The organism is Halobacillus sp. A5, assembly GCF_024189315.1.
GTDB lineage: Bacteria > Bacillota > Bacilli > Bacillales > Halobacillaceae > Halobacillus_A.
On sequence record NZ_JAIZEO010000001.1, the window covers coordinates 60,669 to 74,732 of the forward strand.

At 37.7% G+C, this 14,064-nt stretch carries 16 protein-coding genes; 14 read left to right on the top strand and 2 right to left on the bottom strand.

The features are described 5' to 3' along the window. The first annotated feature begins 120 nt into the window (after positions 1-120). The 3 genes from LF822_RS00315 to LF822_RS00325 all read left to right on the top strand — a co-directional run bounded on the left by LF822_RS00315 (position 121) and on the right by LF822_RS00325 (position 4,128). The gene (locus LF822_RS00315; RefSeq protein ID WP_253921975.1) at positions 121-1,251 is read left to right on the top strand and encodes a cysteine desulfurase family protein; all 1,131 of its coding nucleotides are present in this window, start codon (positions 121-123) and stop codon (positions 1,249-1,251) included. Positions 1,252-1,263: 12 nt separating this feature from the next. Beyond that, positions 1,264-2,469 (top strand): tRNA uracil 4-sulfurtransferase ThiI, encoded by a 1,206-nt coding sequence (thiI, locus tag LF822_RS00320; RefSeq protein ID WP_253921976.1) that lies wholly within the window; start codon positions 1,264-1,266, stop codon positions 2,467-2,469. Between the two features lie 69 nt (positions 2,470-2,538). Beyond that, on the top strand, positions 2,539-4,128 hold the full coding sequence (locus LF822_RS00325; RefSeq protein ID WP_253921977.1) for an amidohydrolase: 1,590 nt from the start codon (positions 2,539-2,541) through the stop codon (positions 4,126-4,128). 275 nt (positions 4,129-4,403) lie between these two features. Here the strand turns inward: LF822_RS00325 and LF822_RS00330 are convergent, their stop codons facing one another. After that, positions 4,404-5,207 carry an NAD kinase gene (locus tag LF822_RS00330; protein WP_253921978.1) on the bottom strand — a complete coding sequence of 268 codons (804 nt, stop codon included), beginning with the start codon at positions 5,205-5,207 and terminating at the stop codon, positions 4,404-4,406. 230 nt (positions 5,208-5,437) lie between these two features. Between LF822_RS00330 and LF822_RS00335 the strand changes: the two genes are divergently transcribed. The 4 genes from LF822_RS00335 to LF822_RS00350 all read left to right on the top strand — a co-directional run bounded on the left by LF822_RS00335 (position 5,438) and on the right by LF822_RS00350 (position 9,925). Further along, on the top strand, positions 5,438-6,430 hold the full coding sequence (locus LF822_RS00335) for a class I SAM-dependent methyltransferase (protein WP_253921979.1): 993 nt from the start codon (positions 5,438-5,440) through the stop codon (positions 6,428-6,430). Between the two features lie 122 nt (positions 6,431-6,552). After that, positions 6,553-7,740, top strand: a complete 1,188-nt coding sequence (locus LF822_RS00340; RefSeq protein WP_253921980.1) for an acetate kinase — start codon at positions 6,553-6,555, stop codon at positions 7,738-7,740. Between the two features lie 138 nt (positions 7,741-7,878). Further along, the gene (locus LF822_RS00345) at positions 7,879-8,898 is read left to right on the top strand and encodes a tyrosine-type recombinase/integrase (protein WP_253921981.1); all 1,020 of its coding nucleotides are present in this window, start codon (positions 7,879-7,881) and stop codon (positions 8,896-8,898) included. Between the two features lie 187 nt (positions 8,899-9,085). Further along, positions 9,086-9,925 (top strand): helix-turn-helix domain-containing protein, encoded by an 840-nt coding sequence (locus LF822_RS00350; RefSeq protein ID WP_253921982.1) that lies wholly within the window; start codon positions 9,086-9,088, stop codon positions 9,923-9,925. Positions 9,926-9,941: 16 nt separating this feature from the next. On the opposite strand, the gene LF822_RS00355 is transcribed toward LF822_RS00350, so the two are convergent. Next, positions 9,942-10,169, bottom strand: coding sequence for a helix-turn-helix domain-containing protein (locus LF822_RS00355; RefSeq protein WP_253921983.1), 228 nt, complete (start codon positions 10,167-10,169; stop codon positions 9,942-9,944). Between the two features lie 249 nt (positions 10,170-10,418). On the opposite strand from LF822_RS00355, the gene LF822_RS00360 reads away from it, so the two are divergent. The 7 genes from LF822_RS00360 to LF822_RS00390 all read left to right on the top strand — a co-directional run bounded on the left by LF822_RS00360 (position 10,419) and on the right by LF822_RS00390 (position 14,056). Next, a complete protein-coding gene (locus LF822_RS00360) occupies positions 10,419-10,604 on the top strand; it encodes a hypothetical protein (protein WP_253921984.1) in 186 nt (61 codons plus the stop codon). Continuing rightward, positions 10,601-10,828, top strand: coding sequence for a hypothetical protein (locus LF822_RS00365; protein WP_253921985.1), 228 nt, complete (start codon positions 10,601-10,603; stop codon positions 10,826-10,828). The genes LF822_RS00360 and LF822_RS00365 overlap by 4 nt, the downstream gene beginning before the upstream one ends. A gap of 9 nt (positions 10,829-10,837) precedes the next feature. Beyond that, positions 10,838-10,990 (top strand): hypothetical protein, encoded by a 153-nt coding sequence (locus tag LF822_RS00370; RefSeq protein WP_253921986.1) that lies wholly within the window; start codon positions 10,838-10,840, stop codon positions 10,988-10,990. Positions 10,991-11,003: 13 nt separating this feature from the next. Then, complete coding sequence (locus LF822_RS00375) at positions 11,004-11,228, top strand: hypothetical protein (RefSeq protein WP_253921987.1); 225 nt, start codon at positions 11,004-11,006, stop codon at positions 11,226-11,228. A gap of 78 nt (positions 11,229-11,306) precedes the next feature. Further along, positions 11,307-11,771: a hypothetical protein gene (locus LF822_RS00380; protein ID WP_253921988.1), complete on the top strand. Its 465-nt coding sequence runs from the start codon at positions 11,307-11,309 to the stop codon at positions 11,769-11,771. A gap of 312 nt (positions 11,772-12,083) precedes the next feature. Then, the gene (locus LF822_RS00385; protein ID WP_253921989.1) at positions 12,084-12,266 is read left to right on the top strand and encodes a helix-turn-helix domain-containing protein; all 183 of its coding nucleotides are present in this window, start codon (positions 12,084-12,086) and stop codon (positions 12,264-12,266) included. A 530-nt stretch (positions 12,267-12,796) separates the two neighbouring features. After that, the gene (locus tag LF822_RS00390) at positions 12,797-14,056 is read left to right on the top strand and encodes a hypothetical protein (protein ID WP_253921990.1); all 1,260 of its coding nucleotides are present in this window, start codon (positions 12,797-12,799) and stop codon (positions 14,054-14,056) included. Positions 14,057-14,064 lie beyond the last annotated feature (8 nt).

The window sequence follows — 14,064 nt, forward strand, 5'->3', positions numbered from 1 at the left end:
AAGCAGCGAAGGGCCGGCATTCTTTAAGAATGCCGGCTCTTATTGTAAGAGATAGACTGTTATAGTGAGTTTATGGTAAGATTATGGACTGCTATGGATTGATTTAAAGGAGCAAATATAATGATTTATTTTGATAACAGCGCTACAACCAGACCATTTCCAGAGGTGCTTGAAGTATTTGAGAAGGTTGCTGACCAATACTATGCCAATCCTTCTTCACCTCATACTCTCGGAGCGGAGGCGGAAAGGTTGATGATTCAAACCAGACTTAAAATTGCGGAACAACTCGAGGTCAATGCTCATGAAATAATTTTCACCTCAGGGGGAACGGAAGGGAATAATCTGGCTATTAAAGGGGCGGCTTTAGAGCACCAGAACAGGGGGAGACATTTAATAACCTCCAGTGTAGAGCATCCCTCTGTTATCGAAGCTTTTAGAGGATTAGAACAGTTGGGGTTTGAGGTAACTTATCTAGACGTTGACCGCTATGGCTGTGTAGATCCGGCTGATGTAGAAAAAGCGATTAGAGACGATACCATACTTGTAAGTGTCATGTCCGTTAATAATGAGCTGGGAACGGTTCAGCCAATAAAGGAAATTGCAAAGATCACCTCCGGTTATCCTAAAGTTTATTTGCATGTTGATCATGTGCAAGGGATGGGGAAGGTTCCACTAGCTATGAATGAAGTTCCGATTGACCTCCTTACACTCTCAGGTCATAAGCTCCATGGACTTAAAGGTACAGGTGTATTGGTTGTAAGAGACGGCATCAAGCTGTTCCCTCTCTTTCATGGGGGCGGACACGAAATCAACCTTCGCTCAGGTACAGAAAATCTGCCGGGGATGGTTGCTTTCAATAAAGCGTTACGTTTAGTTAAGGAGAAGGAAAAAGGACGGGTAAAGGAATTATATAATCTTCGTACTGAATTAATTTCGAAATTGAAGCAGATGGACGAGGTTGTCATAAATTCTCCTAAGAAAGGTGCACCGCATATTGTAAATATTTCAGTACCGGGAATTAAGCCTGAAGTTATGGTTCATTTACTGGCTGAGAGCGGAATCTATATCTCAACTAAATCTGCTTGCTCTTCAAAGCATCCGGACCGCAGTGCTGTACTGCAAGCTTGTGGTGTGGAAGAAGAAATAATGAACTCAGCTTTAAGAATCAGTCTTTCTTATCAAAATGATCTATCAGAAGTAGACAAATTTATAGAAGCTTTTAAACGTTCCATTAACTATTTAAAAAGATAAAGGAGCAATAATATGAAATTTGAATCAATATTAATTCGCTATGGGGAAATGGCGATTAAAGGGAAAAATCGAAAATACTTCGAAAGGAAACTGCAGGATCATTTAATAAAAAAGCTGAGCCAGCAATTTTCATATACGAGAGTAAAGAAACAAAGAGACCGTATGTATGTTGTCCTCAACGGAGAAGATCCCCATCAAGTTATGAATGAATGTCAGCAGGTGTTCGGAATTCACTCACTTTCTTTTGCGGTGAAAGTAGAAAAAGATGAGCAGTTAATTAAAGATGCTGCATTATTTGCCTTCAAGGATGACCCTGATGCAGAAACGTTTAAGGTTTCCTCAAGAAGAGCAGATAAAAGCTTTCAAATTGGTTCTCAAGACTTAAATTATAAAGTGGGCGGACATATTCTAGCTAATACGGATGGAGTTACTGTTGATGTTCACAATCCTGACGTAGAGATAAAAATAGAAGTAAGAAATGATGCGGCTTATATCACTGCCAAGGATTATCCTGGTGCAGGCGGTTTTCCTGTTGGGACTTCCGGACAGTCTTTACTCATGTTGTCTGGAGGAATTGATAGTCCAGTTGCCGGGTACTTAATGATGAAAAGAGGCGTACAGCTTGAAGCTATACACTTTCACTCTCCCCCTTTCACTAGTGATCGTGCTAAACAAAAAGTATTAGATTTAGCCGGGAAGCTATCAAAGTACTGCCAGCGCATAAATGTTCACATTGTGCCCTTTACTGATTTACAGCAAAAGATCCATCAGCAGATTCCGGAGGGGTACAGTATGACAGTTATGCGGAGGATGATGCTGAGAATCAGTGAAAGAATTGCTGCCGAAAGAGAGATTTTATCGATGACCACAGGGGAAAGCTTAGGACAAGTTGCAAGCCAGACGATGGAGAGTATGAACGCAATTAATGAAGTTACAAACTTCCCTGTGCTTCGCCCGCTGGCAGCTATGGATAAGCTGGATATTATTGATATTTCAAGAAAAATAGACACGTATTCAATTTCAACACTTCCTTACGAGGATTGCTGTACGATTTTTGTTCCAAAAGCTCCTAAGACGAAGCCGACAAGGGAAAATGCAAGTTATTATGAGTCTAATGTTGATTTTTCAAAAGAATTGGATGAAGCTGTAGATCAAACTCAGATCATAGAAATTAAACATGAAAAAAACTTTGATAGTGAGTTTGAAAACTTATTTTAAAGAGCCGACCTCTCAGCAGTCTTGATGCTGGGAGGTTTCATAAAACTATAGCCAAGGAGTCGAAGTAATATGGAGTTATGGTATGGTGGGAAGATTTATACAATGAAGAAAGAGGGAGACTGGGTAGAAGCAGTTATCACCGAAAATGGTGATATTGTGGCTGCTGGGCGTACTAACGACTTATATACAGTTTATAAAAGTGAAATTAAAGTAGAACATGATTTAAAAGGCGCGGTAATGTATCCTGGTTTTACTGACAGTCATTTGCATATTATGGGGCACGGAGAGCGTTTAATGAGGCTCGATCTCTCCTTTATGAAGTCTGCTGAAGAAGTATTACAGGCGCTCAGCCAGCATGCAGAACAGTTGGAGCCCGGCGAGTGGATTATTGGGGATGGATGGAATGAGAATCAATGGGAAGACAGAAGAGTTATACATAGAAGAGAATTGGACCTTATCTCTTCGGATCATCCAATGATGCTGACAAGGGTATGCCGTCATGCACTTCTGGCCAATTCAGAAGCGTTGCAGTTAGCTCAAGTGACCGAAAAAACAACAGACCCGCAGGGAGGCGTCGTAGTTAGGGACGAAGACGGCACACCCAGCGGATACTTCTTAGATCAAGCTCAAGAACTGGTTAAGAAAGCAATGCCTCAGGTTACCACTGAATATTTGTGTAAAGCTGCTGAATTAGCCGTTCGTGATATGCATGCTTTTGGCTTGGTCGGCGGACATAGTGAAGATTTAAATTATTATGGAGGTTTTACGAAAACATTTAATGCTTTTAATGAAGTGATTGAAGGAGATAAGGTCAAGTTTAGGGCCCACCTTCTCGTCCATCATGGTGTGGTGGATGACATGCATGAAAATGGCCTTGGTTTTAAAAAAGGGAATGATTTCGTAGAATTAGGGGCTATGAAAATCTTTGCTGATGGGGCGCTTGGAGGAAGGACTGCCTGGCTGCAGGAAGACTATTCAGATGATGACGGAAACAAGGGGGTGGCTATTCACTCTTTACAAGAGCTGGAAACACTCGTGTTAAAAGCAAGAGAAAGAAACATGCCGGTCGCTGTACATGCAATTGGAGATGCTGCAGCAGAAGCGGTAATAAGTACAATTGAAGCTCACCCTTTACGAACAGGGGAAAGAGACAGATTGATACATGCTCAAATTTTAAATCCATCACTCATTGAACGGCTGAAAAAGTTAAATATTATTCTTGATATCCAGCCGACCTTTGTATCTTCAGACTTTCCCTGGGTGATGGAACGTTTAGGCCAAGTCAGACTTAAATCATCTTACTCCTGGAAAACGTTGTTGGATGCCGGGGTTGTCTGTGCGGGAGGTTCTGATGCCCCGATTGAAGAAATTAACCCTTTATTAGGGATCAGGGCTGCCGTAGACAGACGGGCAAGCTATAATAATGAATCTTACCAGATGGAGGAAAGGCTGACGGTGTTTGAAGCTATTTCACTCTATACGAAAGGAAGTGCCTTCGCTATAGGCAAAGAGAACAGTCAGGGAATGATTACTAAAGGTTACAAAGCGGATTTCACCATACTGGACCGTGATTTATTTCAGCTGAAGCCCCATGAACTTGCTGAAGCTACAGTAACCATGACAGTTGTAGATGGAGATATCATGTACCAAAGATTCTAAAGCCGTGATGTTGAAACACCTCAGCAGTTCATTAATTAAGGAGTGGGACATAAGTAAAGCAGGGATGTCAAAAAACAAACATTCGAATAAACGCAGATGATTAGCGTAGTCAAAATGCGAACACTCCTGTGGGAACAGCATGAGCCGAAGATTCCGCAGGAAAGCGAAGCATTTTAACGGAGCGACTCTTTAACATAAAATAATCCGAACTGATTTTTACAAAATCATTCGGATTATTTTATGTTTTATTCAGTTTTGTCCGGATGTCTTAAATGTTATAGAAAAGTACGCTGGACACGTTCCCAATAGGAGTTATTTTTTAATTTGACGGTTTTAACTTGTTTATCACTCAGGCGCACCGTTATGTCTTGAATGTTTCTGATCGAGTGAGCCTCGTTATCCATTCCGATGATAGGGAAATCGTTCCCGTCTTGAATCACTTCTAATTTTAACGTTCGTTCAGAACCTAATAAAAAGGAAGAACCTAGTGTACGGTAGCGGTTGTTATTTAAAGAAGCGAGTTCACTTACTTGGAAACATGGAATTTTCGGGTCTACAACTGCACCTTTTGTTGACTTATTGTACCCCGTGCTTCCTGTCGGGGTAGCTACAATTAGTCCATCTCCGCGGAAAGTTTCAAAATATTTACCGTCAATACTTACATCTATTACAATGGATTTAATCAAAGTAGAGCGAACACTGCACTCGTTTAAGCAAAGGAAACTATATTCGTTATTCACTGTGGCTTCAATAAGAGGGAAACGGCGCACTTCTAACTCAGCGTTCAGCATAGAATCCACCATTTCATTATAATTATTTAAATTAAAGTCACAATATAAGCCTGCCTCATCTTCACTTCTTATTCCTACGTATAAACAATCTTGACGAAAGCCGGTTTTTCGAACGGCTTGCAGGAAAGTACCGTCACCACCGACAGATATGATGATGTTTGCGTCTTTCGCATCTTCTACAATTTGGAAGTTATTTTCTTCAGCCAATTTAATTAAGGGTCTCAGCTTTTCATTTAACTGATCACTCGGGTGGTAGTAAAAGTATAAGTTTCGACGATCATTTGTCATTTCTAATCCTCCTGTATACGATATCATGATTGTATTCTATCATTTCATTTATTGAATAAACAGCAATGAACATTTGGCTGGACAAGAAATAGGAAATCTTATATAGTCGAATGTTGAAGTCATTTAATATATTAGTTAAGGTTATAAGTAGAATGATGTTATTTTGTCAGACGCTTGTTGTGGTGGAACAATAGCGTCTTTTTATATGGAAATGGGAACGGAGGCCGATTATGAATCAGCAAAAAGTAGAAACACTTTTCACATGGATTGATGAAACTGCAGATGTAGTTGGGAACGATTTAAACGTTACTTATTTAGAAGGTCTGGCAGAGACGCTGGATACTCTATTTCACGGTCAGCCCTTCGATGATTTAGAAGAAGATCTTAAAACAAAACTTACCAATCAGCTGGCTAAAGTGAACAAGGACGAGTTTCAGAAAGAAGAAAAGAGAAAAGCTGTACAGCTGGCTATCTTAAAGGGAATGAAGGGTGCTACACAGCAACAGCATTTAATTACCCCGGATTCGGTAGCCATGTTTATTGGATATATTACTTCAAAACTAGCCGAAGGCAAAGAAGATGTGAATTTGTTTGACCCTGTAGCAGGCACAGGAAACTTAATTACTTCGGTAATGAATCAACTCGATATGAATGTGAGAGCCTATGGAAGCGAAGTAGATCAAACGTTGATCCAGCTGGCAGTTGCAAACGCCAACCTGCAGAAGAATGAGATCGAATTCTTCCATCAGGACAGTCTGCGCCCATTTCTTATGGAACCTGTCGACATTGTAATTGGGGATCTTCCGGTCGGTTATTATCCTGATGATATTCAGGCCGCTAAATATCAGCTGAAGTCTGAGGATGGCCATTCATTTGCCCATCATTTGCTCATAGAGCAGAGCTTAAATTATACATCGGATCAAGGATTTCTTATATTTATTGTACCGAATTTTTTATTTGACAGCGATCAGTCTCAAGCATTGAACGAATTTCTTCGGGAACATGCTCACATAGTAGGTATGCTGCAGCTGTCTGAGTCCCTGTTTAAAGATGAAAAGCACGGAAAGAGCATATTAATTTTACAGAAAAAAGGGAAAGGTTCAAAGCCGCCGAAACAAGCTTTGCTCGCCAAACTTCCATCATTTAAGAGCCCTGATGCCATGGCTGATATTTTGTCTCAGATGAATCAATGGTTTGAGGATTATAAAGCGGGTAAATTGTAAGAAAATAAAAAATATAACAAGTAAACGTTATCAATTATTTTCCGCCTTGAAATTGAGAGGTGCCGGTGATTAAATGGGTAGTGGTAGAAAGATGCGAACCTATATTTAAGGGGATGACAACGTTGAATAATATTCTTGCAATTAATGCCGGAAGTTCTTCATTAAAGTTTCAATTGATTGAAATGCCTGAAGAAACGGTAGTAACTAAAGGGTTAGTTGAACGAATTGGAATACAGGATTCAGTATTCACGATTGAGTTCAATGGAGCGAAAGATAAAACTGTAACAGATATAGATGATCATGCTGTAGCCGTAAAAATGCTTCTAGATAAATTGACGGCTCATGGTATTATCGAATCCCTGGATGAGATTGATGGTGTCGGCCACCGTGTCGTTCATGGCGGAGAGCGTTTCAGTGACTCTGTTTTGATTACTGATGAAGTGATTAAAGAGATTCAAGACGTATCTGACTTAGCACCCCTGCACAATCCTGCTAACTTAACAGGTATAAGTGCTTTCCGTGAAGTACTGCCAACTGTGCCGCACGTGGCAGTCTTTGATACAGCCTTTCACCAGACTATGCCGGAACAGTCTTACTTGTACAGTCTTCCATATGAGTACTACGAAGAATACGGTATTCGTAAGTACGGCTTTCATGGTACATCCCACAAGTATGTTTCAGAGCGGGCTGCTGAAATGCTTGGACGACCGCTTGAACAGCTTAGATTACTATCCTGCCACCTGGGTAACGGAGCCAGTATTGCTGCGATTGAAGGCGGAAAGTCGATCGATACATCTATGGGCTTTACTCCTCTTGCTGGTGTAACTATGGGGACGCGTTCCGGTAATATTGATCCCGCTTTGATTCCATTCATTATGGAGAAAACAGGGAAATCCGCTCAAGAAGTCATGAATGTTTTAAACAAAGAAAGTGGTATGCTGGCATTGTCCGGGTTCTCAAGTGACTTACGTGATATTGAAGAAAAAGCAAAAGAAGGCGACGAGCGCGCAGAGCTTGCTTTGGAAGTTTTTGCGGCTCGTATTCACAAATATATTGGATCTTATGCTTCACGCATGCACGGAATTGATGGAATTATCTTTACTGCTGGTGTGGGGGAAAACAGCACTTCCATTCGTGAAAGAGTATTAAAAGGTCTTGAATTTATGGGGGTTTACTGGGATCCAGCCCTAAATCAAGTTCGTGGAAAAGAAGCGTTTGTTAACTATCCTCACTCGCCTGTAAAAGTTATGATCATTCCTACAAACGAGGAAGTCATGATTGCACGAGATACTGTGGAAAAAGGATTGTAAGCCTTGATATGAAAGGGTTTTGGACAAATTAATACTTGAAAATATTGGTTATTATTGTGTGTTTCTAACCAATACAAACTTTTGAGTGATTTCTTTCTTTTGTAATTTTATTACATTGGAAGGAGGTCATTTTTTTTTATGCCAAGACCACAAGATCGAAAAACTAAACGCTATAGTCGAAACAATAAAAATTTCCACAACCTAGACGATGCCCGTAATATTGTCATCAAGTTAAAAAAGTTAGAAGGGTTAAGTAAAAATACGATTTTTAATTATGAAAAGTATTGGAATGATATGGATCGGTTTTTCGGTGAAGACAGGGATGTATCAACTTTGACAACAGACGATATAAGGGACTTTATTACGTGGCAGATGGAAGAGAAAACACCATTTCTTAGAAATCCTAATCGAAGGAAAGAAGGGAATAAAGGTATTTCAATTTCATCTGTTAATACTTACATCAGTTACGGTAAAGCTTCTTTTCGATTACTTGAAAGCGAAGGTATTACTAACAATATTTATCAAGGTATAAAAAACCTCAGGCAGCAAGAACGGAAAATCGATGTAATGACTATCGGAGAGTTAAACACAATATTTAGGACTTTTAAAAAACACGTCTACACCGAATTTAGGGATTATGTTGCTTGTCATTTAATGCTTGATAGTTTTGGAAGGATTGAATCTGTTTTATCGGTCAAAGTTGAAGATTTTGATTTCAATCAAAAGACAGTCACTTTTCAACGTACCAAGAATAAACGTGTCCATGTTATGCCTCTCTCGAACAGAACCTTGAAGCTTGTAGAGGAATTGATTGAAGAAACAGAGGGGTTCGATAATGACCATCTATTTTTAACAGTGTTCGGAGATCCTTTAACCCCGAATGCCTTTAGGAAGCATTTTAGAGAGATTATAGAGCGTTCAGGGATAAAACGTAGGATACATCCACATTTATACCGACACACAGCAAGTAAGATGTTTTTAGAGCAAGGTGGGTCGCTCAGAGTATTGCAATCCTATTTATCTCATGCGGATGCAAGTACAACCGCTATCTATGCACATGTGTTAGATGACACAATCAAAAAACAACATGCTCAATTTTCACCAATAAATTTACTTCAACAAAAAAAGAAAACTAGAACAAATAGGATGAAAAAATAAAACAAAAAAATAGCCCTCGGGAGAACACCCAAGGACAGTCACTTATACATCTAGTGTTACCAGCACTAGACAAACTTAATTCACCTACGCTTATCTTACCAAAAAATATAAGGTAAGGCAAGTTTATTTAAGTATGTATATGTGATCGAACAATTGTTCTCTTCCGGGCGAAAAGGGAGAAGTATACATGCTAACAAACGGAAACGTATCAAATTATAAACACTTATCGAAATTTACATCTACAGAAGAATTAAACCTATCTATAAGAGGTTTCCTCTACAAGTTTAAGTATGAGCTCAATGAAACTATCATCTCAATTTATCGATTAATCGCTAACCATGCAGTAAAATTTACCGGAATTTGCTTTATGAAATACTCAACAATTGCTAAACAAATTAACAAGTCAGAATCGACTGTTAAACGCTCACTCAAGGTGCTTAAAGACTTGAAGGCCTTAGAAGTCCATCGTACAACTAGAACGTCTGGTAGAGTGCGTGGTGGCTTTGGACATAACGTATTTGTTCTTTGTGACATGTCGAATGAACTATCGAAAATGAACCATCGACAAAATGACGAAAAGCTTTGTGAAGTGCAGTCTGAACACTTTAAAAATAGTGAGGAAACTAGCCCTGCTGAATCTGGCAATCTATTAGATAAAAGATCTAGTAATAACGTAGGCAACAAAGGACAGTTAAATCATACATACTTACCAGACACAATTCCTAATGAGTTTGTAGAAGTTGTTAAGCCTTTCTTTAATAATGCTAGTGATATATATACGCTTTGGTTGCGTGTACAAAATGTTTGCAAATCTGTAAAACTTAAACAATCTTCCGAAACATACGTTAATATTGCTATTCAAGTGTTTAAAGGAGCAGTCTTCATGCAGAAAAATAACAAGATACGTACATCTTTTATTCAATATTTTTATGGTGGATTAAAAGCTAGACTACTCAAACAAGCATCGAAGGAAAAGTATAATGGCCACGGTTTACTTCAATATGACTGGATAGGTGAAGAGGCATAAAAAAACAGCCCTATGATTAGGACTGCTTGTCTTCATCGTATTCAAATAAGTCTTCAATCTTTAGGTTAAGTGCTTTAGCAATGCTGAATAGATGAGAGGCTTCATGGCGTGTCTTATTATCAAATCTAGATATAGACCCTTGGGTAACTCCAGACATCTCAGATAGCTTCATTTGAGTCAATTTGCGCTCTTTCATTATTTTGTTCAGTCTTGGCTTGACATTAATCAGTTCTGATTTTTCCATTACTATCAACCTCCTTACACCAACTATTATACGCTATCGCATAAAAAATATCTATTAATTTTAAAAAGGGTATTGTAATCGTTTATCGCATATCGTATAATGAATTTAAGTTAGACGAAACGGGAGGCGATACAAGTGAAAGACAAAAGCAAATCAAGCAATAACGATCATATTTTCATTTATGGAGCAGGCTTTCTCATTTACAATTTTATATTATTTGCACTACTCAATCTATAAGGAGCCGATAAAATGAAGGTAATCAATCACACTTCGTCGAAGGTAGTTACCATTAAAGCAGATTACGATGAAATAGCAAAGCTCCAAACAGCTTTAGACTTTTGGAGGAGATCGACAGAAGATAATGAAGCGAAAGTATTGTTACATCAGGTAACGAATCCAGAAATATCAATAACAAAAAAGGAGAATGTAAAATGAAAAAATTAGGATATTTAATGACAGGAGTAATTCTTGGAAGTAGCTTAATGTTTGGAGTAGGTCAGATTACGGCAGACGAGGAAAGAACAGACCAGGAAAAAGCATCCACAATTAGTGAAGATGCAAGTGTAGAACAGGAGACTGCTGATCAAATGAAAGCCAGTTACCTAGACTACCATAATGGCACTCTAAGCAATGCCTTAGCTGGCAATTGTGGGAAATAGGAGGTATTTATGATCAAAAAAGTGTATTATAGTGTTACAGTGTTCTTGATCGTGGTTGCTATCGCCAGCTTTGCACCAAATCAAAGTAAGGCTGACCAGTGTGTTGATACGGTCACTAATACTTGCTCATTAGAAAATGCAGAAATCTGCCAACAACAATAGAGGGGGAAAACACATGAATCAAAATGAAAAAGAAATTGATCAATTAATCGAAGAGACGCTTATCAGTAAGCCTATTTTAATAACTTCAGAGGACGATCTTGCAGGCGCAGCCTATCATGGTAAAAGTGCTCTTATCGTTGAGTACGATGTCGACGAATACAGCAGCTTATACAAAGCTTACATTAAAGAAATGGATGAAGTTACTTGGCTAGTTCGCTCTGATTTTAAATTAATCTAATAGTTTTGGTTGCGCAAAAGGCGAAAGTTAGTAAAATAAATAGTAGGGACAATATAAAAAAAAAGGGAGAGATTATTAATGGAAAAATATTTTAACATTGAAGAATTAGAATTTATTGAAGCTAAAAGCATTGAATTACCTAAAGAAAACGATATTTTAAATGAAGTATTGATGATTGTCAGAGAAATGTACAGAGATTTCATCGAAAAGAATGTTAAGTATGAGTCATATAGCGCAGAGGAATTTGGGAAAACTTATTATTTTATTGAAGAAGTAAATGATTTTGAGCTTGAACATGAAACAGTCCAAGATTTCGTAGAAGAATTAACTGGTGACAAAGGTTTAAATTTCATCCCTAACAACTACGAAAACGAAATATTCGACCTTATTGATGAAACTATCACTGAAAGAATAGGTGTAGAGAATGAAAACATTCTTTTAGATGAAGAGATTGGTAGCCACTCCGAGTGCAAACACAACATTTTAGCTGATATTCTAGATAAGCCAATATCAGCATTAAAACCAGCTTCAAACAGAAGTTAAATGACACGATTTAGATACAAACTAAAATTTCTCATAAAAAATTATACAAATCTATTGACTTTGTGTTAATAGAAATGATATACTTAAACGAGGTAGTCCATTTGACTATCTCTGACTTTTTTTGTATCCAATTTTAGGTTGAACCTTGATAACTGAATAATTCGAGTAATTTAGGGGTGATTACTCAAAACCGTATTTTCAATCTGTAAATAAAGTATAAAATAACTCAATTGGTTAAGTCAAGCCTTAATATTTAAATTCGGCTAAAATCACTCTTTTATTCAGTCTTATTTTTGAAAGGAGGTGGGAAGGGTGGAGTTGACTGAAAGAGAGTCTACACAAATAAAACGTAGAAGGGCCGGCATTAGCTTGGAATTAGCTGCCGAACAGTTAGGCTGTCACTATACATACTTAAGTAAATGGGAACGCAATAAACGTGATATGCCGGATGAGTTAGTCACCGCTTACCAGCAATACATAGATGAAATGCAGTAACTCGAAAAGGAGATAATCAAAAATGGTTAGAAATGAAGACTTATTTTATTGTTACAGTAAAAATCTGAGTTCTTTCCTATATAAGCATTCTGGTATTGTCCCACTCACAATCGCAATTAACCCAAAGAGTGGAAAGATGTTCAGCTTATACGGTAAATCCGAAAAGCTGCAGAAATGTCTAGATGCGTATAAAGAAAATGTAACTGAAAAGGATCAGATGAATTAGTTGAATAACATGGTGTGGAAAAAAAGGGGTACGTTTGAGGAAATTCTTAAGAAAAAAGACGGTACGTTTGAGGAAATTCTTTCTCGATATGTGGAAAAAATTTCTCCATTTGCACCCTTTTTTTACCTAGTTTACAAAGTAACTATATACAAATTAACTAATACAAAGAGAAATTGTGTGTGTTGTTTTTTGCTTCGCAAGGGAAGGTCAAGTTCAAAAGAAAAAGTCAAAACCATGCCTTCACAATTATAAATGGGTTGGGTGTTGTTGGTTAATTTTAATTTAAAAGAAGGAGATTTTATAAATGAAAAACGTGAAAGGTATTCGCTTGTATAATGTTTTGGTTGAAGAGAATAGTGAATTTAAATTATCTGTGGATGAGTTGTATTTGTATTCGATTCTAAGAAGGTTGAATAATTTTAATTTAGAAACTGTGATAAGCATGGACGGTATCGAACAATACTCCCGTAACTTTAATGATATTAAATTTTATAGCAAGTTGCAAGAAGCAAGAAAACGGGTTAAGAGTTGTTTGTTAAATTTGCTGGATAAAGGCGTTGTCCAGGTTGATAGTGAGCCAAAAAATTATGATCAATTATTGAAGATTACATTTGTAGAAAATCTTGGTGGGTATGAATATATTCCATTTGATACGTTCGACTCAATGAATAGGATGGTACATAACTATATTTACTTTGTTGTTTCTAAATGGAAGGGTACAAAAGATGGTTCTTTCCATTGTTCCAAGAGTCGATGGGCAGATATTTTAAATGTCAATCCTAAAACGGCTGATAAATACGTGAACGAGTGTGTGGAAGACGGGTTGATTTTCAAAAATGTTGGTGATTATTCAAACGCTGAAGCTAGAAATGGTCAAATGAAACAAGACAGTAATCAATATAAAATTGTTCCATTCACAGATGAAGAAAAGTCGAACATGCAGAAGAAGGAAGAAAAAGAAAATACTCTTGATTTAGATGCAGGTGTAGATGACTCTTGGGGAGAATCTAATAAGTTTCCTTTTGATACCGGTAACTGGTTGTCTAAGGGCAATCTCACAGAAGATGATTATGAAATATATATACTTCATTTAGATGATCAAGATTTTATTTCCGAGTGTGATAAGAAACGGAAACGTATCTTAAATAGTAAAAAAGGTGAATGGTTTAAAAATAGTATTGATAAGCCATATATGGAACAAGCGAAAGAGTGTCTGGAAAGAAAAGAGAATGGTAAACGTGAAAAACAAGCAACAGATATTGTTCATAACACAGATGATGTTGCTTTGTTAGTGCAAGGGCGAATAATTCCCCATGCCGAATGGAATCAATCAGATAAAATCGACGAAATATATTATTTGTACGGAGAACGTGACAGTGCTTCTCCTGATGGTGTGGGTTGGTCTATAAGAAAAGTATCTCTTATGGATAATGAGGATGTTGAAATGTATAGACCTGATGAAAAAGGCGAATGGGATAGTGATGTTAAACAGGTAGAAAGAGATATGCAATACGAAGATGAGCGAGTGATCGGGCTTCCTAGTGATTTAGAAAAATACTACTAATATAAAGG